This window comes from Bradyrhizobium sp. USDA 241, assembly GCF_049739505.1.
GTDB classification, from domain to species: domain Bacteria; phylum Pseudomonadota; class Alphaproteobacteria; order Rhizobiales; family Xanthobacteraceae; genus Bradyrhizobium; species Bradyrhizobium liaoningense.
The window spans coordinates 3,129,755-3,153,821 of sequence record NZ_JBMGPZ010000005.1; the positions used below are offsets into that span (position 1 = coordinate 3,129,755).

Sequence of the window (24,067 nt, forward strand, 5' to 3'; positions counted from 1 at the left end):
CTGGCCGTTGTGGCTGACGCGGTGAGCAGAAGTCGGAGCGGGCAGAAATGTTCCGCAGTCACACAAGAATGGGACCTTCCGCCACCGGTGGCGGCGAACACATTCACCTGATGATTGCGCCTGCGGGCGGCAGGATGCGCGCGATGTCCGCCGTCGGCTCCTGCAGGCCGGGACCGTTGACCAGCAGATCGGCGGCGACGATCAGCAGCAGAACGGCAGAAACCATTATCGCGAGAAAGAACCTGTCCATCTCGGTCAAGCCGCAGCGGCGGGAATCCGTTCCCGCTGGTTAGCCTGCCTGTGGATTGTACCGGTCTGCCGTGGGCGTCGCGCCGCGGAATTGTCGCAATTCGGCAACAATGTGGTACGAATACATCAGTATCCGCCCGTCGCGGACCCGTTTTCATCACCACCATTGCCGGAATGACCAGCGCAGATACCTCGGCCGCACACTTTGACACGGCCCCAGCGGAAGAGCCCCGGCGTTGGTCGGTGCGGCGCTGGCTGGCACCCTTTGCCGTGGCGCTGGCGCTGCTGTCGGCCCTCCTGACCTTCCTGGTCCTGACCGGCCTTACCAAGATCGATCCGACGCCCGAGGTCGTCCGCTCGTTCTACCTGATCAACGCTGCGACGATCCTGCTCCTGGTGGGGATCATCGTCAGGGAACTCTGGCAGCTGATCCTGGCGCGGCGGCGGGGCAGGGCGGCGGCGCGCCTCCATGTTCAGATCGTCAGCCTGTTCTCGATCGTGGCGGTGCTGCCGGCGGTGCTGGTCTCCGTCGTTGCCAACGTCACCATCGAGCGTGGCCTCGACCGGTTGTTCTCCGGCCCGACCAGGGAGGTGATCCAGAACTCGCTGACGATCGCGCGGGCCTATATGCAGGACCACGCGCAGCTGATCCGCGGCGACATTCTCGGCATGGCCAACGATATCGCGCACGCAAGGCCGCTGTACGACCAGGATCGCCGCTCGTTCCGGGAGATGCTGACGGCGAGCGCCGCCTCGCGCAACTTGCCGGGCGCGATGATCATCGACAAGAACACCAATATCCTGGAATCCGCCGACACCGGCATGCGGCTGGCCTATTCGCCGCCCGCGCCGGACTTCCTCAGCAACGTCAACGAGAACGAACCCGAGATCGCGGTCCTGCCGGACGCGAGCTTCGTCGCCGCGGTGATCCGCCTGCGCGCCTTCAACGACACCTTCCTCTATGTCGCCCGTCCGCTCGATCCGAACGTCGTCAATCAGCTCAAGCAGACCGAAGTCAGCGTCGCCGAATACGCCCAGATCGAGTCACGCCGCCTTGGCATCCAGGTTGCCTTCGCGCTGATGTTCGCGGTGATCGCGCTGACCATTCTGATGGCCTCGGTGCTGATCGGCCTCAACTTCGCCAACTCGCTTGTCTCTCCGATCCGGCGGCTGATGAACGCGGCGCAAACGGTCTCGACCGGCGACCTCCATGTCAAGGTGCCCGTGCATCAGTCGGAAGGCGATCTCGCCCAGCTGGGCGAGACTTTCAACAAGATGACGCAGGAATTGCGCAGCCAACGCGACGAGCTGGTCAATGCCAGCGACCTCATCGACAGCCGCCGCCGCTTCATCGAGGCCGTGCTGTCCTCGGCGAGCGCCGGCATCATCGGCGTCGATGCTTCCGGCAGCGTCGGCATCCTCAACCGCTCGGCCGAGAAGCTGATCGGCCACTCCGAAGCGGAGACGCTGGGCCATCCGCTCTCGGACGTGCTGCCCGAGCTCGACGAGATGATGAAGACGGCGCGGGAAGGGACCCAGCGCCTGGTGCAGGGGCAGATCACCATCACCCGCGACGGTGCCGAGCGCAATCTGTCGGTCCGCGTCAGCGCCGAGAAGAACCAGCCGCACGACAGCTACATCATCACGCTCGACGACATCACCGAGCTCGTCTCGGCCCAGCGGACCTCGGCGTGGGGCGACGTGGCGCGCCGCATCGCCCACGAGATCAAGAACCCGCTGACGCCGATCCAGCTCTCCGCCGAGCGCATCCGTCGCAAGTTCGGCAAGTCCATCACCGAGGTCAAGGACAAACAGATCTTCGACCAGTGCACCGACACCATCGTGCGCCAGGTCGACGACATCAGGCGCATGGTCGACGAGTTCTCGCGCTTTGCGCGGATGCCCAAACCGGTGATGGAAGGCGAGGACGTCACCGACACCGTGCGTCAGGCGGTGTTCCTGATGAAGGTCGCCCATCCTGAGATCGATATCGAGGCCGAGTTCAAGGACGATCCGCTCCGCGCCCAGTTCGACCGTCGGCTGATCTCCCAGGCGGTCACCAACATCGTCAAGAACGCCACCGAGGCAATCGAGCAGGTCCCGCCCGAGGAGCTCGGCAAAGGCCGAATCGACGTCGTGGTGTCGCGCGAGGGCGACGACGTGCTGATCGACGTCATCGACAACGGTATCGGCCTGCCCAAGGTCGCGCGCTCGCGCCTGCTCGAGCCGTACGTGACCACGCGTGCCAAGGGCACGGGCCTGGGACTGGCCATCGTCGGCCGCGTGCTGGAGGACCATGGCGGGCGGATCGAGCTGAAGGACGCCTCCGACTTCCGCGAAGGCCAGCGCGGCGCCTGGATGCGGATGCGCTTTGCGATCTCGGGGCAACCCGCGAAATCCGGGGGCGCCGAGCCAGCGGCCAACGAAGCAATCAAGCCGGAAAACAAGGCAGCGGTCACGGAATCCGTCAAGAAATCCAGCGACGACCTGGAAACAAAAGAGCCGGCCGCCGGAACCAAAGAGTCGGCTGAAAAGACCAATGAATCAACGAAAATCGAAGCCTCAACAGGCAGCTGACAACACAGGCGCGATCCATGGCAAGTGAAATTCTGATTGTCGATGATGAGGCCGATATTCGGGATCTCGTTGCGGGCATTCTCGAAGACGAGGGGTTCGTGACCCGGACCGCACGCGACAGCGATACGGCGCTCGCCGAGATTGCCAATCGGCGGCCGCATCTCGTGTTTCTCGACATCTGGCTGCAAGGCTCCAAGCTCGACGGCTTGCAGCTGCTGGAGCACGTCAAGAAGGACAATGCCGATCTACCCGTCGTGATGATCTCCGGCCACGGCAACATCGAGACCGCGGTCGCCGCGATCAAGCGCGGCGCCTACGACTTCATCGAGAAGCCGTTCAAGGCTGACCGGCTGATCCTGGTCGCGACCAGAGCGCTGGAGAACTCGCGACTCAAGCGCGAGGTCAAGGAGTTGAAGCAGCTCGCGCCGAGCGCCAGTCAGCTCGTCGGCCGCTCGCCCAGCATGAACCAGCTGCGCCAGACCATCGAGCGTGCGGCGAAGGCCAACAGCCGCATCCTGATCGTCGGCCCCGCCGGCGCCGGCAAGGAATTGACCGCACGCACGCTGCATACGGCCTCGGGCCGTGCCGACGGTCCCTTCGTGGTGATCAATGCGGCGGCGATCACGCCCGAGCGCATGGAGCACGAGCTGTTCGGCATCGAGCAGTCCAATGGCGAGCAGCCGCGCAAGCCCGGTGCGCTCGAGGAAGCCCATGGCGGCACGTTGTTCATCGACGAAATCGCCGACATGCCGCGCGAGACCCAGAACAAGATCTTGCGCGTGCTGGTGGAGCAGTCGTTCCAGCGCGTCGGCGGTACCGCCAGGGTGCAGGTCGACGTGCGCATCATCTCCTCGACCGCGCGCAACCTGGAGGAGGAGATCGCGGCCGGCCGTTTCCGCGAGGACCTCTACCACCGGCTCTCGGTGGTGCCGATCCGCGTGCCCGCGCTGTCGGAGCGGCGCGAGGACATTCCGGAATTGATCGACTATTTCATGGAGCAGATTTCCGCCGGCAGCGGCCTTCCCAAGCGCCAGATCGGGCAGGACGCGATGGCGGTGCTGCAATCCCATGTTTGGCCCGGCAATGTGCGTCAGCTCCGCAACAACGTCGAGAGGGTGATGATTCTCGCGGCAGGGGGGCCGGAGGTCATCATCACGGCCGACATGTTGCCGCAGGACGTCGGCTCGATGGTGCCGGCGATGCCGACCAGCAACAATGGCGAGCACATCATGGGCTTGCCGCTGCGTGAGGCGCGCGAAGTGTTCGAGCGCGACTATTTAATTGCGCAGATAAGCCGTTTTTCAGGAAATATTTCTCGTACGGCCGAGTTCGTTGGCATGGAACGTTCGGCGCTGCACCGCAAATTGAAAGCGCTCGGCGTCGGCTAATGCGTTTTCGAGCGGGGTAGAGACCGGTTCGCGTCAAGGAGACGCGTCAAAACAATAGCAGCGCGCGACCTTGCGGCCACGCGTCAGGAATAAGCGAGCAAGATCATCGATTTCCGTAGTTTTCCGGGACAATAGGGCGTGGCCTGCCGCGTGAAGCGACTTGCCTAATATCCCGACCTGTCCTCTAATCGAACCGCTGTTCCTTCCGAGGGGGATCTCATGAGGGACAGCAACCGGGAGAGGCCCCGAACGTCACAAGAGGGCCGCAACCGGCGCAATAAAAAGAAACTCAAAGCGAGAAAAAAACAATGGCGGCAGACCGCGCACAAAACCTACAGGACACCTTCCTTAATCACGTTCGCAAAACCAAGACGCCACTGACGATCTTTCTGGTCAACGGAGTGAAGCTCCAGGGCATCGTGACCTGGTTCGACAATTTCTGTTTGCTGTTGCGGCGCGACGGTCACTCGCAGCTGGTCTACAAGCATGCGATCTCGACCATCATGCCGGGCGCACCGATCCAGTTGTTCGAAGGCGGCGAGGATCAGCCGACTTGAGAGTGATCTGATTGGAACCCCGGAATTTCGACGGGGATGCCGACCGTCCGCGGTCGGCAGGGGCCAATACGGGGCGGGTGCTGGTCATCGGCCCCTATTTGCGGGTGCGTGCAGGGAATGCTGACGCGCAATCGGAAGGCCATGTCCTGCGCGACACCGAGGCCCGGCTCGACGAGGCCGCGGGCCTCGCACGCGCGATTGATCTCGTCATTGCCGATGCCATCATCGCTCCGGTCAGCCAGATTCGGCCCGCGACCTATATCGGCAAGGGCAAGGTCGAAGAGATCGCAGGGCTGATCAAGAGTCTGGAGGTCGAGCTCGTGGTGATGGATTGCGCGCTATCGCCGATCCAGCAGCGCAATCTCGAGAAGGAATGGCAGGCCAAGGTGCTCGACCGCACCGGTCTCATTCTGGAGATCTTCGGCCGCCGCGCCAAGACCAGGGAGGGCTCGCTCCAGGTCGAGCTTGCGCATCTCAACTACCAGCGCTCGCGCCTGGTGCGCTCATGGACCCATCTCGAACGCCAGCGCGGCGGTTTCGGCTTCATGGGCGGTCCTGGCGAGACGCAGATCGAGGCGGACCGCCGCCTGATTCAGGAGCGCATCTCCAAGCTCGAGAGCGAGCTGAAAAAGGTGCAGGCGACGCGGCGTCTGCATCGCGCCGGCCGCCAGCGCGTACCGTATCGCGTCGTCGCGCTGGTCGGCTACACCAATGCCGGCAAATCGACGCTGTTCAACCGCCTGACCCGGGCCGACGTGCAGGCGGCCGACATGCTGTTTGCGACGCTCGACCCCACCTTACGCGCACTCACTTTGCCGCATGGCGGCAAGGCGATGCTGTCGGACACCGTCGGCTTCATCTCCAATCTGCCGACCCAGCTCGTCGCCGCCTTCCGTGCCACGCTGGAGGAGGTGCTGGAGGCCGACGTCATCCTGCATGTCCGCGACATCTCGCACGAGGACGCCGAAGCGCAGCAGAGCGATGTCGACGCGGTGCTGCGCCAGCTCGGCATCAACCCTGATGATTCCGGCCGCATCATCGAAGTCTGGAACAAGATCGACCGGTTCGACGCCGGGCAGCGGGAAGAGCTGCTCAATATCGCTGCGCGCAGGCCGGAGGATCATCCGGCGATGCTGGTCTCAGCCGTATCAGGTGAGGGCATCGACCCACTGCTCGCCGCGATCGAGGAACGCCTCGCCGCCAAGCGCACCACGCTCGATCTCTCCGTCGACGCCTCGGACGGAGCCGGCATCAGCTGGCTGCACCGCAACGCAGAGGTCCTGTCGAAGGAGCTGCACGACGGCCGCTTCGACATGACCGTGCGGGTGGACGAGACCAAGCGGGATATCGTTGTGAACAGGTTCGACGCCGTGCCGCATCACGCTACATGACCGCTGTCGTCCCGGCGAACGCCGGGACCCATACCGCGTGATCTATCCACGTCGGGCGGTCTTCGTACCGACGAACGCTTGACTTTGAGCTTTCGCCAAATTGCTGCCTGTGGTTAGGGGGCGCAGCGTTCGTCGGGACGACAGTGAGATTACCGGCTGGCTTCCTTGCCTCCCTCTGAGACCAGCTTCTCCTCACCCTTCGCCGCATTCCACAGCGCGTCCATCTCCGCCAGCGACGCCTGCTCAAGGGTCCGACCCTGCGCCTCCAGCGTCCGCTCGATATAGGCGAAGCGCCGCTCGAATTTCGCATTGGTCACGCGGAGTGCGCTTTCCGGATCGGTGTCGACATGGCGGGCGAGGTTGACGAGGGCAAACATCAGGTCGCCGGTCTCTTCCGCAATCTCCTGCTTGTCGTTGCGGTCCAATGCCGCCTCGATCTCGTCGGCCTCCTCACGGATCTTTTGCAACACCGCGCGCGGGTCGTTCCAGTCGAAGCCGACGGTGGAGGCCTTGCGCTGGAGCTCCATCGCACGCGTCAGCGCCGGCTGGCCGGCCTTCACGCCCGACAACAGCGATTTGTGTGACGGCGCGTCCTCCGGCGGCCGGCGCGCGGCGCGCTCGGCTTTCTCCTCGGCCTTGATGCGATCCCAGACCTCCTTGACATGGGAGGAGGCGAGATTGCCGTCCTTGTCGGCGAAGACATGGGGATGGCGGCGGATCATCTTGCGGGTGATGGCTTCGACGACGTCACCAAAATCGAACGCGTTCTGCTCGGAAGCCATCTGGGCGTGGTACACGACCTGGAGCAGGAGATCGCCGAGCTCCTCGCGCAGATCGTCGAGATCGCCGCGGGCGATGGCGTCCACCACCTCATAGGCTTCCTCGATCGTGTAGGGCGAGATGGTCACAAAATCCTGATCGAGGTCCCAGGGGCAGCCGGTGACCGGCGTGCGCAGCGCCGCCATGATCTCGATCAGGCGGGAAATCTCGCGGGAAGGGGTCATTGCGGGGCAGTCTCCTGGGTCCGCAACCTTATGCCAAAACCGCGCCGGCGTTCCCAGCCTGGTACGGCGGAACAGGCCGATTTCCACCGATTGGCGAGCAGGTCGCGCAATGCTAAAGCGCGGGCCATGAGTGACGCATCTTCATCCGAGACCGCACTGGTGCTGTTCTCCGGCGGCCAGGATTCCACCACCTGCCTGGCCTGGGCGCTCAGCCGCTTTGCCCGCGTGGAGACGCTGGGGTTCGACTACGGCCAGCGCCATGCCATCGAGCTCGCCTGTCGCGACCGGTTGTTTGACGGCATCAAGGGGCTGCGCGCGGATTGGGCCGCAAGGCTCGGCGAGAACCACACGTTGTCGATCCCGACGCTGGCGGCCGTGTCCGAGACCGCGCTGACGCGCGACGTCGCGATCGCGATGGGTGCGGACGGCCTGCCCAACACCTTCGTGCCGGGCCGCAACCTGGTGTTCCTGACCTTCGCCGCGGCGCTGGCCTATCGGCGCGGGATCAGCCACATCGTCGGCGGCATGTGCGAGACCGACTATTCCGGCTATCCCGATTGCCGCGACGAGACCATCCGCGCCATGCAGGCCGCGCTCTCGCTCGGCATGGCTCGGAATTTCGAGCTGCATACGCCGCTAATGTGGATCGACAAGGCCGCGACCTGGCAGCTCGCGCACGATCTCGGCGGCGACGGCCTCGTCGATCTCATCCGCGAGCACTCCCACACCTGCTATCTCGGCGAACGCGGCGCGCAGCACGAGTGGGGCTATGGCTGCGGCGAGTGCCCGGCGTGCAGCCTGCGGGCGAAGGGCTGGCAGGAGTTTGCGGCGGGCAGATGATGCCGGCTAGAAGGTGTGCTGCACTTTCACCGAGATATTGCGGCCGGTCTCCACCAGGGGATTTGTGAAGCTTCGCGGGTATGAGCGATTCACGAACGTCGATGCGTCGACATAGGCCGTGTTGAAGATGTTCTCCAAGCCGAGGATCAGCTTGGTATCGCCGAGTTGCGGCGATACCAGCTTGCCGAGTTGAAGCGTCGCATAGAGCTTGGGAATGGCGTAACCCGAAGTCGTATACTCCTGCGCCGGATCGATCCGGGTCTTGCTGGCGGCCCAATCGATCACGCCGAGGATCGAGTAGGCGCCATCCGGGTCCGCATATTGTATCCCCACCCGCCCGCGATACGGAGCGAGAAAAGGCAGCGGCTTGTCGGTTGCCGTGTTGGTACCGCGCAGCTGGGTGAAGTTCGTGAACAGGTTGACGGACGGCGTCATCTGCCAGCGCGCCTCCAGTTCGACGCCGGTCACCTCGGCCTTGCCGACGTTCTGTGACTGGGTGTATCCGCCGACACCGTTGAGCGTCACTGCGACCGTTTGAAGGAAGTTCTCGTAGTGCGTATCGAACGCCGTGACCTTGAGCTCTGCATTGGTCGTATGAAAGCGTGCGCCTCCTTCGTACGTCACGCCGCGTTCCGGCTTCAGGTCCGGATTGGGAAGCTGAGTGGCCGTCACGGCAAACAGCTCGGAGTTCGTCGGTTGACGGAACGAGGTCGCCACGTTGCCGATCAGGTCGACGCTTGGCAGGACGGCGTAGACGAACCCAAGGCTTCCGGTCGGAGCCGTTTGATCCACGTTGGCCTTGCTCGCATACAACGCTCTGACATTTGCAGGAATGGTGGACGCGAGCGGCGAGGTGTCAGTGGTCGTGTTGAACCAGTCGAAACGGCCCCCTGCGGACAGCGTCAGCGGCTGGATCGGCTTCCATTCATGCAGGACGAACGTGCCGATGTTGGATTGCGTCGTGTCGGGGCCTTGCTTGGTGTAAGGCGAAAACACATCGCTCGTCACGATCCCCGTCGTCCCATTGCGGGTGATGGTCTCGGACGTCAATTCGCTGCCCGGCCGCGCTTCCCGGAAGCCGTCGAGGCCGACCGTGGTCTTCGTTGCACCCCACGGGCTGAGCCAGGGAATCTCGGCCAGTGAGCGCCCGCCGATTACGAGGGGGCCTATGACGTGGCTGGTGGATTTGACGGTCCTCGTGGTGATGCCCGCGGCGTTGATCGTGTTGTTGATCGTCGAGAGTTTCGTGTCGAAATAGTTGACGTAGAAGGAGCTCTCGACGTGCTTCACCAGGCCGTCGAGTTCGCCGGTATAGGCGATGCGCGCCGAATGCACCTGGTTGGGATCCTGCCGCACCTGCAGATACGGCGCCCCCGGCGCTCCGCCGACACCGCCGGCGCGCCCATCGACCTCGCTGTAAGAGCGCAACGAGAGCTCCAGCCTCTGTCCGATATCGGGCGAGTAGCCGAGCTTGATATTGCCGCCGACGCTCTGATAGTCGCTATTCGGCACCGTTCCGAGCGAAGTCTGATAGTCGCCGCCCCAGCGCCCGGCGAACCCGCCGATGAAATCGAAGCCCTGTCCGGCGCCCTTGACCCAGTCGTAGGTGGTGAACGAGCTGGCGGCACTTCCGTAGCCGGTCGACCAGCCGCCACCCGTAAACCGGAATGGCCCCGACGTATCGCCGGTGTACGAGCGGGTCACGACGTTGACCAGTCCGGTCAGCGCCTCGCTGCCATAGACGACGGAGCCTGGACCGCGGATCACTTCGACGCGCTCGACCTCGTCAGGCGCGAGGTAATTGAGCTGCAGTGTATTGCGGCCGCGGAAGCGATCGCCGTCGATGAACATCGGCGAGCGGAAGCTGTTCGAAGAGAACCCTCGCAAATAGATCTGACCACCGATACCACCGGAGCGAGCGACCGAGACGCCCGGGACCGAAGCAAGAATATCGAGAAGGCCAGTTGGCGAAGTCGCCTCGATCTGGGCACGGTCAACAACCGTGATGCTCTGCTCCGCAAGATGAGGAATTCCCGCTTGCGGCAGCCTGCCGCCCATGGGCTTCAGGGAATCGCTGTTCGTGCCTTCAGGAGCTGTTTGCGCGGTTTGCGGGCCTCGTGCCGGCTGCACAGCCTGCGACTGCGTTTGTCGCGCCGCGCGCGCTGCATTCTGCCGTGCCGTGCGACGACCCCGTGGGTCGGTCAAAATCCCCCGGGTATGGTCACTTGAAACTCCCCCACCTGATGATCGCCGTCAGCGCCGCTGAACAGCAGTAGCCGGTCAGGCAGGACGTTTATGTTCGACCCCTTTAGCCAGCAAGGGGCCGGGGAGTTGAACGTCTTGAAGCGACATCTGCAAAGCACCGTACTTACATTACTTGATCGCAACACCAGCCAGCGCGAGATTCACCGGCTGACGGGTGTCGATCGCAAGACGATCCGGCGTTATCAGGCGCTGCGGGCCGGTGCGGAGGCAAATTCCCCCGGGGAAGTGACCACCGGCTCGGTGAGCGCGGACGGCCAAATTCCTCCACCCCGACCACCGGCTTTTGGGACATCGGAAGCGACGGTCACCAGCAGCCTGGCCCGTTCGGCTTGCGAAGCGCATCGGACGTGGATCGAAGAACAGGTCCGGCTGAAGCGGAACGCGCAGGCGATTTACCAGGACCTGGTTGATCAATTTGGCTTTCCGTCCAGCTACCAGAGTGTCAAGCGGTTTGTGCGCCGGTTGCGGCACGCTGATCCTGAGCAGTTTGATCGTCTTGAGTTCCTCCCCGGCGAGGAAGCTCAGGTCGACTATGGCGAGGGCGCGCCGACGGTTGATCCGAAGAGCGGGCGGTACCGTCGTCCCCGCCTGTTCGTGATGACGCTACGCTACTCGCGGCGCAGCTTCCGGCGGGTAGTCTGGAAGTCCAGCCAACAAGTCTGGGCGCAGCTCCACGAAGAGGCGTTCCGGTATTTTGGCGGGGTCCCCAGCTATGTCGTGCTCGACAACCTGAAGGAAGGCGTCCTCAAGCCGGATTTGTACGAGCCCCAGCTCAACCCGATTTACAGCGCGATGCTGGCTCATTACGCCGTGGTCGCCGATCCCGCGCGCGTGGCCGATCCAAATCGGAAAGGATGCGTCGAGAATGCGATTCAACATACCCAGGGCACTGCGCTGGCCGGACGGCGCTTCGAGACGCTGGAGGCGCAAAACGAGTTCTTGAGGCACTGGGAGGAGAACTGGGCTTTCAAACGCATCCACGGCAGCACGCGCCGTCAGGTCGAGGCGATGTTCCAGGAAGAGAAGCCGCACCTGCGGCCGCTGCCTGTCGCTCCCTTCCGCATCTTCACCGAAGTCGTCCGGACTGTCTGCGACGACACCACCGTACGCGTCGACAACAGCTATTACGCCGCGCGGCCCGCGCCGATCGGCAGCCAGGTCGTCGTGCGCATCTACACCACCACGATCGAGATCCGTGATCGCCACACCCGTGCGCTGCTGCGTGTTCATTCCCGGATGGCGCACCCCGGTTCTGTCGTCCTGCCGACCAGCGAACGGCCGTTCAACCCGTCGCGGCAAACCGCCGTGCTGCTGGCGAGCGCCGAGCGCATCGGACCGCAGACCAGGGCCTTGTGCCAGCAGGTGTTCGACACCGAAGGGCGCCCCGGACAGCGCGCGATGTGGGGCATTGTCGGGCTGGGCCGGAAGTATCCGGCGCGGCTGGTCGAGCAGGCCTGCGCGCACGCCATCGACAACCGCATCTACCGCTACAAGCACGTGCGTGCGACCGTCGAGCGGTTGTTCGAACAGGCGATCGAGCAGGTTGGAGTGACGCCACAGCCGGCATCGCCGCTCACCCAGGATCATCCGCTGATCCGTACCCCCGCGGAATACGGCGACCTCTTCAGCCGCGCTGTGCGGCGCGACGCCGACGACAATGGTCGGCAGGCCGAGGCTCACGACGATCACGCCACGGCAATCCGCGCTCGTGTCGCCTGCGCAACCCCGGCCAACTCCGGCGCCACGAGCGCTCCCGCTGCACCTTCTCACCTTAAACTGGAGACCTAGCCACATGATGACCATGCCGGAAATTGAGCGTTGCCTACGACAGCTGCGCCTGTCGGGTGTCCGCGACACGCTGCAGACGCGCGTGCTCCAGGCGCAGGGCGCCAACCAGCTCTTCCTCGAGACCTTCTCCCTTATCCTGCAGGATGAACTGGACCGTCGTCAGTCCCGTCTTATCGAGCGGCGATACCAGCAATCCGGGCTCGACGAAAAGCTGACGCTCGCCGAGTTCGACTGGTCCTTCAATCCCAAACTGCCACGTCAGACCTGCTTCCAGCTCCACACCCTGGCGTTCATTGCCGCTGGCGAGAACGCTCTGCTTGTTGGCAAACCTGGCACCGGGAAGTCGCACATCGCCAAGGCGATTGCCTATCAGGCGATCCTGCAAAGCCACAAGGTCCAGTATCTTGAGACCGACGACTTCTTCCACCGCTACGCCCTGAACTCTCCGGCACAACGCGAGGTCCGGCTGCGAACCATCATCGACTGCGATCTCCTCGTGCTGGACGATCTATTCCTCGCACGCGCCATCCCCGACGACGCCGGCACTTTGCTGCAGACCCTGATCCATCAGCGTTACAAACTGCGCCGCAGCGTCATCGTCACCTCCAATCGCGTCGTGCAGGATTGGGGGGCATACCTTGGGGACAACACTATGAGCACGACGATCCTCGATCGCCTTATGCATCATTGCCATCTGCTTGAGTTCGACGGACGCAGCTATCGGCTCAAAGAAGCCGCTGAAGCTCTTGCCCGGGAAACAAACTCAAACTAACAGTCCCTTGTCCTGCCTCGCGGGTGGAGGAATTTGACTGACCACACCCGGAGGAATTTGAAGTGACCCGCGGGGACGAGGCTTCGACGGTTTTCCGGCCTCGACGGTCACCGTCGGCAGCACGGAAGACCGAGCGAGCGAATTGCTCCGAAAGCAGGAAGAGACTCGTCAGTCGCTGACGTCGCGGTTTGCCGATCTATCGTCGACGCAGCGACCACGCGTGCTGTACTTCAATCGAGCCACGAACATGCTGCGCGTCAGCGGCAAAGGAACGGCGCAGGATTTCGCCATTGAGCTGGCGGGCGGACAGAACGCGGTCGGCACCGCTTCGATCAGCACCATCACCATTGAACAGATCCTCGCGTGGAATCCGCAAGTCATCCTGCTTGGAAATTTCGATCCGGCGATGCCGTCGGATCTGTATCGCGATCCGCGCTGGCAGGGCATCGAGGCCGTTCAGGCTCGCCGCGTGTACCGCGTTCCTCTCGGGGGTTATCGCTGGGATCCGCCGAGTCACGAATCGGCACTTGGTTGGCTCTGGCTGGCCGGCCTGCTGCATCCCGAACTTGCTCAGGAGAGCATTCGTACCTCGGTGAAGAGCTGGTTCGGCTTTCTCTATAATTACAATCCAACCGATGAGGAGATAGACGGCATCCTGTTTCTCAAGGACAACGCCGGGTCGGCCGGCTACGAAGCTTATCGGGCTCATTGATGGGAAGCACTATCTCCGGATCGGCGACGAGTCTCCCCTCGCGGAGTGAAAGATCCTTTGCCCTGCTTTACGTTGCGCTCGCTGCGGGCCGAGCTATGGCGGAATCTGGGTGATGACGGTGTGAGGAAGGCGGCGTATCGAGGCGGGTGACGAGCCTGCCAGAACCTCTCGAGGAGAGCGATACGCCATGACCGAGACTACCAATGTTCTTGCTTTCCGTCAGCCGTCCGCGGTTGATGATCCACTGACCGATATCGTTCGTGCCGGCGCGCGGGACCTGCTTGCCAGGGCGATCGAGATCGAGGTTGGCGCGTTTCTGGCCAGCACGGCCAATCTGACGCTGCCCGACGGTCGAGCGCGCCTGGTCCGACATGGGCACGGTCCGGTGCGCGAGATTGCGACCGGCATCGGTCCGGTGGAGGTCGCTCGTCCCAAGGTCCGCGACCGCGGAGCGAGCGGGCCAGGCGACCGCCTCCGCTTCAGTTCGGCAATCCTGCCGCTATGGGCGCGGCGGACGAAGAGCCTGGATGCCTTGATCCCGGTCCTCTATTTGCGCGGCATCTCGACCGGCGACTTCCAGGAGGCGCTCTCGGCGCTGCTCGGCAAGGATGCGCCGAACCTGTCGCCTTCGGTGATCGCCGGCCTGAAGGCCGATTGGCAGGTCGAGTACGAACGCTGGCAGAGACGCGATCTGTCGGCGCGTCGCTATGTCTACATCTGGGCCGATGGCGTGTACCTGCAGGCCCGCATGGAAGATCACAGCGAATGCATGCTGGTGCTGATTGGCACCACGCCGGAAGGCAAGAAGGAGCTGATCGGCTTCCAGGTCGGCGTGCGCGAGAGCGCGCAGAGCTGGCGCGAACTCCTGATCGACCTGCGGCAACGCGGGTTACGGATTGCCCCGCAACTCGCCATCGGCGACGGCGCCCTCGGCTTCTGGAAGGCACTGGACGAGGCCTTTCCCGGCACGCGGCACCAACGATGCTGGTGCCATAAAGTGAGCAACGTACTCGACAAGGTCGCCAAATCCGTGCAGGGCCCCATGAAGAACGACCTGCGGAACATCTATCTGGCCCCACACCGGGCCGAAGCTGAAACCGCGATCGACGTCTTCGTCGAGAAATACCACGTCAAATACGGACGTGCGGTGGAGTGCCTGATCAAGGATCGCCATGCGCTGCTCGCCTTCTTCGACTTCCCTGCTGAGCACTGGATCCACCTACGCAGCTCGAACCCGATCGAGAGCGTCTTCGCCACGGTGCGCCACCGAACGGTGCGGACCAAGGGATCGCTGTCGCAACAAACTGCGAAGCTGATGGTGTTCAAGCTCATCGACGCCGCATCGAAGACCTGGCGGCGATTGAAGAGCACGAACCAGTTGCCGAAAGTCATCGCCGGTGTAAAGTTCATCGACGGAATCGAAGTCATTCCGAACACTGAAAGCCACGCCGCCTGATCAGGCCGCGTCACCCAAAATCAGCCATAGCTCCTGCGGGCCTGATCCTCATCCTTTTGTGGGCGATCGCTTCGGGACGGTATCAGATCCCGTTCGGCACGGTTTTGTCGATCATCGTGTCGCACCTGGTCGCAGTGAAAGCGACGTGGACGACCACGGAAGCCGTCGTCGTCGAAACGGTGAGGCTGCCGCGCGTGCTCACCGCCGCTATCGCAGGCGCAGGCCTGTCTCTGTGCGGCGCAGTGCTTCAGGCGATCTTCCGCAATCCGCTGGTTGGCCCCCAGACAATCGGAGCCTCCTCCGGAGCTGCCCTCGGCGGCGTCATCGTCATCTTCCTGGTCGGGTTCGGGCCACTCGTCCAGATCGGTGCTTTTGGAGGCGCCGCCTTGGCGCTCGTCGCCGTGCTTGCGCTCCATCGCAGCGACAATCTCTCGCCCATCCTCATGCTCGTGCTTGCGGGTGTGGTCGTCAGCGCGTTCTGCACCGCTCTGGTCGGACTTGTGACCTATCTGGCCGATCCCGAGACGACATTGCAGGTCATCGTGTTCTGGCTGCTGGGCAGCTTCGCGCCTTCGACGTGGCTGCACTGCGGTCTGATTGCGGTCTGCACCGCGGTCGCAGCCGCCGTACTCATCGGGATGAGGTGGCGGGTCAACGTTCTTTCGCTCGGAGATGAAGAGGCTCGAACTCTCGGCGTCAATCCAGGACGCGATCGGTTGATCCTTCTGGCCGCGGCCTGTCTTGCGATCTCGTCTCAAGTTGCGGTCAGCGGAACGATCGGCTGGGTCGGACTCATCGTTCCCAACCTTGCGCGCATGATCGTGGGGGCGGACAACCGCCAGCTGCTGCCGGTATCGACATTCCTGGGCGCCATCTTCCTGGTTGCAGCGGACACGCTGGCGCGGTCGCTCACGCCGGCCGAGATTCCGGTCGGGATCATCACGGCGCTCATCGGCACTCCGATCTTCGCGCTGCTCCTCCGGCGCACCACCAGGAGCGGCGCAGCATGATCCGCATCGAGAATGCAGGCCACAGGTACGGATCCCAGCACTGGCTCTTTCGCGAGCTGTCCGTCACCTTTCCTTCGGCCCGGATCGCCGCAATCCTCGGGCCGAATGGCTGCGGCAAGACAACCTTGCTGCGCGCGATCAGCCGAACATTGACCCTCAAGGAAGGAATCATCGACATCGACGGCCATGAGGGTTTCGTGCCGCAGGCATTGACGGCCGATCAGTCCTACAGTGCCGTCGATATGGTTCTGATGGGTCGAAGCCGCTATCTCGGCAGGTTCAGCTCACCGGGCCGCAAGGACAGGGAACGTGCATATGAGTCTATCGAGGAAGTCGGTCTGGGGGCTCTCGCGGAGCAGCGTTACGACCGGCTGAGCGGCGGGCAGCGGCAACTCGTCCTGCTGGCCCGCGCACTGGCCAGCGACTGCAAGGTCCTCGTGCTGGATGAGCCAGCCTCGGCGCTCGACATCGCCAATCAGGGCGTCGTTCTTCGCCTGCTCCTGCGCCTCGCAAGCTCCTTGGGCCTGACCGTGTTGTTCACAACGCATCATCCGGACCATGCAATCGGTATCGCCGATACGACCTTGCTGATGCAGCGGAACGGCACTCACGTCTGCGGTCCGACCGGGGAGGTGCTGACCGAAGGCAATCTCGCTCGGATGTATGGCGTGCCGGTGCGCCGCGTCGATGTCCATGCAGGCGAGGAGACGGCCTCGGCGATCGTGCCGTTGCACGGCTTGCGGAGCAAGGCTCCGGATCAGCCTCTGGTCCCCTGAGATCAGCGACCGCCGCGATCGATTTGCGGCGCAGCCTTTCGCTTCGCCCAGGGCAGAAAGCCATCGAGGAGCTTCGAGGCTGCGGGCATGAAGTTGCTGCCATGATGATAGAATGGATCCAGTGTCGAGACGAACAAGCGCCCCGGCAGCGTGACCCAATCCTCGTAAAGGAGCGCTCCGCCACTGTCGCGACCCTCAGGATCGGCCGGCACGTCGATCAGCGCCCGAGCCCCTGCAGGCGGGGTCAATACGCCGTGAAAGTGCCATATCGTGCTTTCGAACGGCACCGCCTGGAAGAGCTCATGGTCGGGCGCCAGCAGGCGGTTCGGTGGACGCGCTGTCTTGTCGAGCCACCACCAGAAGTTTGTCGGCCGCGCCGCCCAGGTAACGCCTGGCAGCCACGTGTCGGCGCGATTCTCGCCGAACACGACCAGCGTGTGCCCGGCTTTCGCAAAATGGATCAGGACATCGCGGCAGGCGCGAAGAATGTTCGGATTGATGCGATCCGGCACGATCAGGAAAGTGACGCCGGCCAAGGCATCCGTTGTCAGTTCAGGAGCGTAGATGGTCTTGTCGAATAGCTCTCGATAGCGCCGACCGTGAATGGCCGCGTGGTGGTAAAACGTGCCGCCGTCGAGGATCGCCAGGCTCATTGAACGTTTCGTCCCTCTGTGACCCACTGCATGATCCGGGGCGCCAGCTGCTTGTCCTCGCTGCCGAACGTCCAGAGGTCATTTCCGCCGTGGAACAGCACATGACCTCGACCGACCGGATAGATGAAGTCGAGCGGCAGGTTTGGCTGGCCCAGGGCGTGGATAATCAGCGCATCCGGCGGCGCGTCGTGCCAGACCCGGCCGTAGAAGCCGGAGACGCCGCGGCGGAAAGTCAGATCATGCGGGTCAATGCCGTGCCAGATGGGATGCGCGGCGAGCCGCAGCACCGTGATGTCGCTCAGCTTGTAATTGTCGATGGTGTGGAAACCTGCCATGCGCGGTAGGTAGGGATAGGCGTGATGGCCGTTCGCAACGACGACACCGCCGCGACATTCCTCGATCTGGCCAGCGCGGGCCGCTAGGAAACGCTGGTCGCTGTGCATGCTCACGAACAGCACACTGAAATCGTTCAGATCGATGTCGGGCAGCGCATAGATGTCCCGCAGCTCGGCTTTGACGTTCGCCAGGGCACGTAGCGACCCGTCGTCATAACCGAAGCTGAGAGCAAGTCCGGGCTTCGTCATCAACTCGCACGCATGGTGAAGAGAGCGCCTGGTTCCTTCGCCAGAACGTCCTCGGCGATGGACCGTTTCAATGCACTCAGCTCGCGCTGCTGTGCTGTGCTGCGATTCTTGGCGAAGACGAGCTCGAAAAATCGCTCCGGCAACACCCCAGGCAGCAACGCCATCTCGGCGGTTCGCTCTCCGAGCGTAATTTGAAAGCTGTAGGAAATGTCGTGCCCAGGCACAAGTCTCGCTTCGGTCAGCGTGCGGTCTACGCTATAGGCGCCGCGGGTCACGGCGCGCGTGATCACTTCGAACGCGTCCCGCACACCCGGACCTGGGTGCCCGCTCACGATGCTGATGTCACGCCGCGCCGGAGGCTTCTCGGGCGACAGCACGGCGAACGCTGCCCGCTGCGCCTGGAATACGATCGCGGCCATGGCAAGCGCTGATTGGCCATGGTAGGCGGCCACCATGGGGAAACCAATCTCGACGGGCTCCTCCTCGGCCATGATGGTGATCGCAGATTCTTTTCCTGCTGGCGTGTTCACAGAGTTCTCACATGACGAGGCGGCTGGTAGCTCGCATGCGTTACCCCGCGCTTTTGCCCGAGGTCAACAAGCCCAACTTAGATTCAGTTCAAAGCGCGATCAGGCGGCGAGGCCCTTCCGTTCCTATGAATACAAGGAAGAGAGAGAATCCATTTCGCCGCTAGAAGCATGGCGCCGAATGGATTGGGCAACGAGGAGTTCGACCCGCAATCGCCGCAAGTTACCCGAAATCCTCCGGCCGCAGCTCGATCGGCTTGCCGTGCGGCGTGCGATCGGCGGCGTGGTCCCAGGCGTCGCGATAGCGGTGCAGGGTTTCGGCCGATGCGACGCCCTTGCGCGCCACGAGGCCTTCCAGCGTCGCCAGCCAGTGCAGGTAGTAGGTCTCGCCCGTATCAGGATCGCCCGCCGCTTGCGCGCGCTTGATCTCGTCGGCGAGTGCGGCGGCCCATTCGGGCCAGGTGAACACGCCGCGCTCGTGCAGGGTCAGCGCCATGGCAAAGGCATGCGCCTCCCATGGCGCCCGGAAAACCGGGCCGTCGTCGTCGCGGGGAATGCTCGGTATGGCCGCCGTCGCGGCCGCAGCAAGCGTCGTGCTCATCACGCCGGGTCCAGATAGGGCTCGAACGCGTCGATCGAGACCTTTGTGGTCGGATCACCGTCGGGGCCCCAGAGTTCGCGGCCCTCGAACACCACGGTGTAGAGCCATTGCGGGTTCTCGCCGCGCTCCATCGCCGCCGTGTCAGGAAACACGTGGCAGCCATGGTTCAGCTCGACGACGCCGACATGGCCGCGCACGTAACGCGGCAGCCTCGTGTGCGTGGCCGGATGGATGTTCTTCGCGCGTACGCGGTCGCCGATACTGAATTTCGCCGGCGCCGGGGCAGGGCGGTCGAACTTGCCGCGCACCATGATGCGTTCGACGTTCGCGAGATCGAACTTGCCGTGCTTGAGCACCCTTGCGGGCTGCATCGCATGGCCGGCGGCGACTTCCTCCCTGGTGAGGTAGCCCTTGTCGATCAGCATCTCCTCGAGACCGAGGAACCATTTCTTGTAGTAGGAGCTCGCGAGATAGACGTGCGGCGGCAGCGTCTCGCGGTAGAAGCGCGAGGTATCGATGTTAAAGGCGCCGGCCGCGCCCATCGCGCGTACCATGGCAAGCACACGCGCTTCCCAATCCGCGTGAAACATCGGCTCGTTGGGCTCGGGCTCGACCTTGCCGAACCCGTCCATGCCGCCCATGTCGTGCACGCCGTTCATGACGGGGCTCCAGGCTTCCGCGGAAAGCCGGTGCCGATCATGGAGTCGCGGGTGACGAGTTCGGCGAGCTGCTCCTCGGTCCAGCCCTCCGTGCCTGCAGGGCGCATCGGCAGCACCAGGAAGCGCGTTTCGGCGGTCGAATCCCACACCCGGATTTCCATGTCCCTGGGCAGGGTGACGTCGAAATCGGCGAGCACGCCGCGCGGATCCTTCACGGCGCGGGAGCGGTAGGGCGCAGCCTTGTACCAGACCGGCGGCAGTCCCAGCATTTCCCAGGGGTAGCAGGAGCACAGCGTGCACACGACCATGTTGTGCCGCTCAGGCGTGTTCTCGACCACGACGAGATGGTCGCCGACGCGGCTCACATAGCCGAGCGTGCCGATCGCCTTGCTGCCGTCCTCGAGCAGCGCTTTCTTGAACGCCGGATCGGTCCAGGCCTTGGCGACGACGCGCGCGCCGTTGTGAGGGCCGATCCTGGTCTCGTACGCCTGGATGATGGCATCGAGCGCGGCCGGCTCGACATAGCCTTTTTCGGTGAGGATCGTCTCGAGCGCGCGCACACGCAGCTCGGTCTCCGACAGCTCGGAATGATCGTGGTGATGGTCGTGATCGTGGCTCATGGCAGCAAAGATATGCGCAATGGCCCAGGCCTGTCGAGTGTTCCTTGCATCGTGATCGGGTCCCATATTCGTGACGACAATTGTGCGCTAACATCGCCGAAAGCAGCGTGGAGATGATGGTGACGGACTACGTGAAGATCGAGAAGGGCCTTGGGCCTGAGGGCCGGATTGCGGTGGTCCGTTTCGACCGCGGCGATGGCATCAACGCACTCTCGCCGGAGGCATTGCGGCAGCTGACCGCGGCGGCGCGCAGTTTCGAGGATGACGCCGCGACGTCGGTCGTCGTCTTGACCGGCAGCTCGGGCGCGTTCTGCGCCGGCTTCGACAGAGCTGGCCCCGGTTGTTTGGACAGCGCCCCGCTGGATTTAAGTGGATTCCTGCCGGGTTATGCTGAACGCGGGGCTTTACGGTTTTGTCGTTGCGTCGGGAGGGCGTAGCCCGACCAGAGCGACGACAAAACCGTCGGCGACGGTCATGCGGCCATCACCATAGCTTGCGTGCCGAAGTAAGCCTCGTCGGGCGTGCGCCCGTCAAGGCTCGAGTGAGGGCGTCCCTGATTGTAGAAGGCCAGATACTTGGCAATTGACGCTCGCGCCTCGGACACGCTGTCGTAGGCGCGGAGATATACTTCTTCGTATTTGACCGTGCGCCAGAGCCGCTCGACAAACACGTTGTCGCGCCAGGCGCCCTTGCCGTCCATGCTGATGGCGATCTTCGCGTCCAGCAGCACATCGGTGAACTCGAGGCTGGTGAACTGGCTGCCCTGATCCGTGTTGAAAATCTCGGGCCTGCCGTGCTTCGCCAACGCCTCCTGGACCGCTTCGACGCAGAAGGCCGCCTCCATTGTGATCGAGACGCGATGGGCCAGGACCCGTCGGCTGAACACATCGACGACCGCCGCGAGATAGACGAAGCCACGCCGCATCGGAATGTAGGTGATGTCCATTGCCCACGCATGGTCGGGCCGCTCGATCTTCAATCCGCGCAACAGGTACGGGTAGATCTTGTGACCCGGAGCCGGCTTGCTCGTGTTCGGGCGACGATAGACCGCCTCGATCCCCATGCGCTTCATCAGCGTCGCGATGTGGCGGCGACCGGCGTATACGCCCTCCCGCCGCAGCAACGATCGCAGCATACGCGCTCCCGCGAAGGGATAATCGAGATGCAGCTCATCGAGCCGACGCATCAAGGCAAGGTCCTCGGCCGAAACTGGCCGAGGTTCATAGTAGACCGTGCTGCGAGCCAGCTTCAGGACCTTCGCCTGGCGCACGATAGAAAGATCATGATCGCGGTCGATCATCGCTTTGCGCTCAGCAGGCCCGCCTTGGTGAGCGCGCCGGACAAAAAATCGTTTTCCAACGCCAGCTCGCCGATCTTGGCATGTAACGCCTTCAAATCGACCGGCGTCTCGGCCGATGTCTTGTCATGCCCAAACACGCCGGCGGCGCCTTCCAGGAGCTGGTTTTTCCAGATCGTGATCTGGTTCGGATGAACATCAAACAGTTGCGCCAGCTCCGCCAGTGTCTTGTCGCCTTTGACCGCAGCCAAAGCAACCTTCGCCTTGAATGCCGGAGAATGCGTCCGGCGGCTCTTCTTCGTCATCTTCGCTCCTGATTCGCAGCAAGAATCCTCGCCGCTGTCAGGCAGAAAATCCACTCAAGCTACTGTCCGAATTTGCGGGGCCAGCTCTGTCTCGTTCCTCTACAAGCTGCACTATACGATGCACATCCCGGAGGTCTGGGGCAGCGACCGCTGGGGCATGCGTGTGCTCGGCGTGATCGCCATCATCTGGACCATCGACTGCTTCGTCGGTTTCTATCTGACGCTGCCCTCGCGCCGGCGTTCCAAGGCGGCGCGGGCGCCTGAAGTCACGCGCCAGCTCGAGCGCGGCTTCTGGGCGCGCTGGGCGCCGGCCTGGACGATCAAGACCTCGGGCAGCGGCTATCGGATCAATTTCGACATCCACCGGGCCTTCAGCCTCTGGACCTGGGGTGTGCTGTTCATCATCGCCTTCACAGCATTCTCGCTGAACCTCTATTTCGAGGTGTTCTCGCCGCTGATGAAGATGGTGTCGAACTACACGCCGACGCCCTACGAGCAGCGGCCCTATCGCGGTCTCGACGATCCGATCGAGCCCAAGGTGACGTTCGCCGACATCGCCGCACGCGCGGCGGCCGACGGCAAGGCGCGCGGATGGACGACCCCGGTCGGCTCGATCAATTACGGCCCGGCCCATGGCGTCTATGCCGCCGCCTTCTTCCACCCCGGCGACGACCACGGCGCAGGCGGCGTCGGCCCGGCGCAACTCTACTACGACAGCGAGGACGGCCGCCCAATCGGCGAGCGACTGCCCTGGGTCGGCACCGCCGCCGACATCTTCGTGCAGGCGCAATTCCCGCTGCATTCGGGCCGCATCGTCGGGCTGTTCGGCCGCATCCTGATCTCGATCATGGGTCTCGTGGTGGCGGCACTGTCGGTCACCGGCGTCGTGATCTGGTGGCGCAAGCGCCGCGCCCGCGTCCGCGTGCGCCAGACCGCCGCGATGCGCCTGAACCGGCAGCAACTGACACCGGCAGAGTAGGGCTCCCGCACTCCGCCGACGGATGAACCTTCCCGTTCGGCACAGGCACAAAGACTGGAGACCGCTCCCAGTCTTCCGGATTGCAATGAGATCGCTTGCCTTGCTCTGCCTGCTCCTCCTGGCTGCGCCGATCCACGCGGCCGCGCCCGAGCAGCACTATCTCGACCTGCGCGATCGCTACATCGCAAAATTCTCGAAAGCCAAGGAGAGCGACGAGATCTACAAGCAGCACGATGCGGCGCTCAAGGAGCTGGCCGGCGTGCTGCGCGGCCTGGTGGGACCTGTGGCAATCAAGGGGCTGCCGACCGAGGGCAAGTCGAACGTCGACACGCTGTTCAGGAACGACGTCGGCTTCGGCCATCTCGACGGGCTCGGCTTCGCTTCCGAGAGCGACAAGATGCAGGCCGTGGTGACCACGACCGGGCTGCTCAAGCACTGGCTGCGCGAGCACCGCGAGGACGGCATGCCGCAGGAGAGAGATGCTGCGTTCAAGTCGGACCGCTTCTACCATTACGCCATCCAGGACGCGGCCTTCGCCAAATATGCCGAGCTGCCGGTCACCAAGCCCGCATCCGCCAGTACCGCGGTCGCCGTGCTGGGCGTGCGCGGCAATGGCGGCCTCAGGGGACCACCGCATGAGATCGATGTCGTCGCCATCAAGGACGACAAGGTCTTCTTCATCGCCACATCGGACGCCGTGAAGACGGCTGAAATCCCGGCCTGCGAGAAGGTCTGGAAGCAGATGATGGCCAGGAAGACCCCGCAGGACGCCATGGCTCGTGAAGACCAGGCGATGGACGCCTACACCAAGTGCTTTGCCAGGGAAGCGCCAAGCCAGAGCTGGTTCGCAGCCGCCGTCAAGAAGGCGCAGAGCCAGCTGGATCTGCTGCCGTTGCGCTAGGCGCCGCAGCTCGAGCGTCTGGCGCATCCTCCGCCTGGACCTTCACGGGCAAGGTGGCCAGCTCGCCGCTGTTAGCGCGCCGGGGCTGGCCCGTCCTGGGCGTCGACTTGCCGGGTGGTCGGGCCGGCGGTGCTTTCGCCAGTGCAACGAACCGCA

At 63.6% G+C, this 24,067-nt stretch carries 21 protein-coding genes and 3 pseudogenes; 14 read left to right on the forward strand and 10 right to left on the reverse strand.

The features are described from left to right. Positions 1 to 103: 103 nt before the first annotated feature. A complete protein-coding gene (locus ABIF91_RS37080) occupies positions 104 to 259 on the reverse strand; it encodes a hypothetical protein (protein ID WP_155251905.1) in 156 nt (51 codons plus the stop codon). Between the two features lie 164 nt (positions 260 to 423). Between ABIF91_RS37080 and ABIF91_RS37085 the strand changes: the two genes are divergently transcribed. The 4 genes from ABIF91_RS37085 to hflX all read left to right on the forward strand — a co-directional run bounded on the left by ABIF91_RS37085 (position 424) and on the right by hflX (position 6,162). Next, a complete protein-coding gene (locus ABIF91_RS37085; protein WP_028179546.1) occupies positions 424 to 2,826 on the forward strand; it encodes a sensor histidine kinase NtrY-like in 2,403 nt (800 codons plus the stop codon). Positions 2,827 to 2,843: 17 nt separating this feature from the next. After that, positions 2,844 to 4,214, forward strand: coding sequence for a sigma-54-dependent transcriptional regulator (locus ABIF91_RS37090; protein WP_035696789.1), 1,371 nt, complete (start codon positions 2,844 to 2,846; stop codon positions 4,212 to 4,214). 308 nt (positions 4,215 to 4,522) lie between these two features. Then, complete coding sequence (hfq, locus tag ABIF91_RS37095) at positions 4,523 to 4,771, forward strand: RNA chaperone Hfq (protein ID WP_028179548.1); 249 nt, start codon at positions 4,523 to 4,525, stop codon at positions 4,769 to 4,771. Between the two features lie 11 nt (positions 4,772 to 4,782). Next, positions 4,783 to 6,162, forward strand: a complete 1,380-nt coding sequence (hflX, locus tag ABIF91_RS37100) for a GTPase HflX (protein WP_028179549.1) — start codon at positions 4,783 to 4,785, stop codon at positions 6,160 to 6,162. Between the two features lie 149 nt (positions 6,163 to 6,311). Here hflX and mazG read toward each other — a convergent pair whose 3' ends face one another. After that, entirely contained in the window at positions 6,312 to 7,166 is an 855-nt protein-coding gene (gene mazG, locus ABIF91_RS37105) for a nucleoside triphosphate pyrophosphohydrolase (protein ID WP_028179550.1), read from the reverse strand. Positions 7,167 to 7,292: 126 nt separating this feature from the next. Here mazG and queC point away from each other — a divergent pair, with 126 nt between their 5' ends. Continuing rightward, positions 7,293 to 8,006 carry a 7-cyano-7-deazaguanine synthase QueC gene (gene queC, locus ABIF91_RS37110; RefSeq protein WP_035675694.1) on the forward strand — a complete coding sequence of 238 codons (714 nt, stop codon included), beginning with the start codon at positions 7,293 to 7,295 and terminating at the stop codon, positions 8,004 to 8,006. Positions 8,007 to 8,012: 6 nt separating this feature from the next. On the opposite strand, the gene ABIF91_RS37115 is transcribed toward queC, so the two are convergent. After that, a complete protein-coding gene (locus ABIF91_RS37115) occupies positions 8,013 to 10,211 on the reverse strand; it encodes a TonB-dependent receptor (RefSeq protein ID WP_424579689.1) in 2,199 nt (732 codons plus the stop codon). 90 nt (positions 10,212 to 10,301) lie between these two features. Here ABIF91_RS37115 and istA point away from each other — a divergent pair, with 90 nt between their 5' ends. From istA to ABIF91_RS37145, 6 genes and pseudogenes are all read left to right on the forward strand, one after another. Further along, positions 10,302 to 12,059, forward strand: coding sequence for an IS21-like element IS1631 family transposase (gene istA, locus ABIF91_RS37120; RefSeq protein WP_424579201.1), 1,758 nt, complete (start codon positions 10,302 to 10,304; stop codon positions 12,057 to 12,059). 4 nt (positions 12,060 to 12,063) lie between these two features. Continuing rightward, entirely contained in the window at positions 12,064 to 12,831 is a 768-nt protein-coding gene (gene istB / locus ABIF91_RS37125) for an IS21-like element IS1631 family helper ATPase IstB (protein ID WP_424579690.1), read from the forward strand. 133 nt (positions 12,832 to 12,964) lie between these two features. Beyond that, a pseudogene (locus ABIF91_RS37130) lies at positions 12,965 to 13,543 on the forward strand (ABC transporter substrate-binding protein); the annotation flags it as partial. Positions 13,544 to 13,730: 187 nt separating this feature from the next. Beyond that, the gene (locus tag ABIF91_RS37135) at positions 13,731 to 14,999 is read left to right on the forward strand and encodes an IS256 family transposase (protein ID WP_038952271.1); all 1,269 of its coding nucleotides are present in this window, start codon (positions 13,731 to 13,733) and stop codon (positions 14,997 to 14,999) included. 50 nt (positions 15,000 to 15,049) lie between these two features. Then, complete coding sequence (locus tag ABIF91_RS37140; RefSeq protein WP_424579848.1) at positions 15,050 to 16,009, forward strand: FecCD family ABC transporter permease; 960 nt, start codon at positions 15,050 to 15,052, stop codon at positions 16,007 to 16,009. Then, a complete protein-coding gene (locus ABIF91_RS37145; protein ID WP_035719147.1) occupies positions 16,006 to 16,785 on the forward strand; it encodes an ABC transporter ATP-binding protein in 780 nt (259 codons plus the stop codon). The genes ABIF91_RS37140 and ABIF91_RS37145 overlap by 4 nt, the downstream gene beginning before the upstream one ends. Before the next feature lie 2 nt (positions 16,786 to 16,787). On the opposite strand, the gene ABIF91_RS37150 is transcribed toward ABIF91_RS37145, so the two are convergent. The 6 genes from ABIF91_RS37150 to nthA form a co-directional block, all read right to left on the reverse strand. Then, on the reverse strand, positions 16,788 to 17,438 hold the full coding sequence (locus tag ABIF91_RS37150; RefSeq protein ID WP_035719145.1) for a hypothetical protein: 651 nt from the start codon (positions 17,436 to 17,438) through the stop codon (positions 16,788 to 16,790). Next, the gene (locus ABIF91_RS37155; RefSeq protein ID WP_051394027.1) at positions 17,435 to 18,022 is read right to left on the reverse strand and encodes a hypothetical protein; all 588 of its coding nucleotides are present in this window, start codon (positions 18,020 to 18,022) and stop codon (positions 17,435 to 17,437) included. The genes ABIF91_RS37150 and ABIF91_RS37155 overlap by 4 nt, the downstream gene beginning before the upstream one ends. After that, a complete protein-coding gene (locus ABIF91_RS37160) occupies positions 18,022 to 18,552 on the reverse strand; it encodes a hypothetical protein (RefSeq protein ID WP_028182022.1) in 531 nt (176 codons plus the stop codon). The genes ABIF91_RS37155 and ABIF91_RS37160 overlap by 1 nt, the downstream gene beginning before the upstream one ends. Positions 18,553 to 18,772: 220 nt before the next feature. Beyond that, entirely contained in the window at positions 18,773 to 19,150 is a 378-nt protein-coding gene (locus ABIF91_RS37165; RefSeq protein ID WP_028182021.1) for a nitrile hydratase accessory protein, read from the reverse strand. Beyond that, positions 19,150 to 19,809: a nitrile hydratase subunit beta gene (gene nthB, locus ABIF91_RS37170; RefSeq protein WP_028182020.1), complete on the reverse strand. Its 660-nt coding sequence runs from the start codon at positions 19,807 to 19,809 to the stop codon at positions 19,150 to 19,152. The genes ABIF91_RS37165 and nthB overlap by 1 nt, the downstream gene beginning before the upstream one ends. Next, positions 19,806 to 20,429, reverse strand: coding sequence for a nitrile hydratase subunit alpha (gene nthA, locus ABIF91_RS37175; RefSeq protein WP_028182019.1), 624 nt, complete (start codon positions 20,427 to 20,429; stop codon positions 19,806 to 19,808). Before nthA ends, nthB begins: the two co-directional genes overlap by 4 nt. A gap of 119 nt (positions 20,430 to 20,548) precedes the next feature. Here nthA and ABIF91_RS37180 point away from each other — a divergent pair. Then, positions 20,549 to 20,755, forward strand: a pseudogene (locus tag ABIF91_RS37180) (enoyl-CoA hydratase/isomerase family protein); the annotation flags it as partial. Positions 20,756 to 20,901: 146 nt separating this feature from the next. Here the strand turns inward: ABIF91_RS37180 and ABIF91_RS37185 are convergent. Continuing rightward, positions 20,902 to 22,031, reverse strand: a protein-coding gene (locus tag ABIF91_RS37185; RefSeq protein ID WP_129557670.1) for an IS3-like element ISRj2 family transposase whose coding sequence is annotated in 2 segments (ribosomal slippage) — positions 20,902 to 21,779 and positions 21,779 to 22,031 — 1,131 coding nt in all. Because the reading frame shifts where the segments join, the coding sequence is not laid out codon by codon here. A gap of 40 nt (positions 22,032 to 22,071) precedes the next feature. Here ABIF91_RS37185 and fsrB point away from each other — a divergent pair. Together fsrB and ABIF91_RS37195 are read left to right on the forward strand one after the other, a co-directional pair. Then, positions 22,072 to 23,010 (forward strand): annotated as a pseudogene (fsrB, locus tag ABIF91_RS37190) (siderophore utilization protein FsrB); the annotation flags it as partial. Positions 23,011 to 23,095: 85 nt separating this feature from the next. After that, positions 23,096 to 23,911: a hypothetical protein gene (locus tag ABIF91_RS37195; RefSeq protein ID WP_284279436.1), complete on the forward strand. Its 816-nt coding sequence runs from the start codon at positions 23,096 to 23,098 to the stop codon at positions 23,909 to 23,911. Positions 23,912 to 24,067 lie beyond the last annotated feature (156 nt).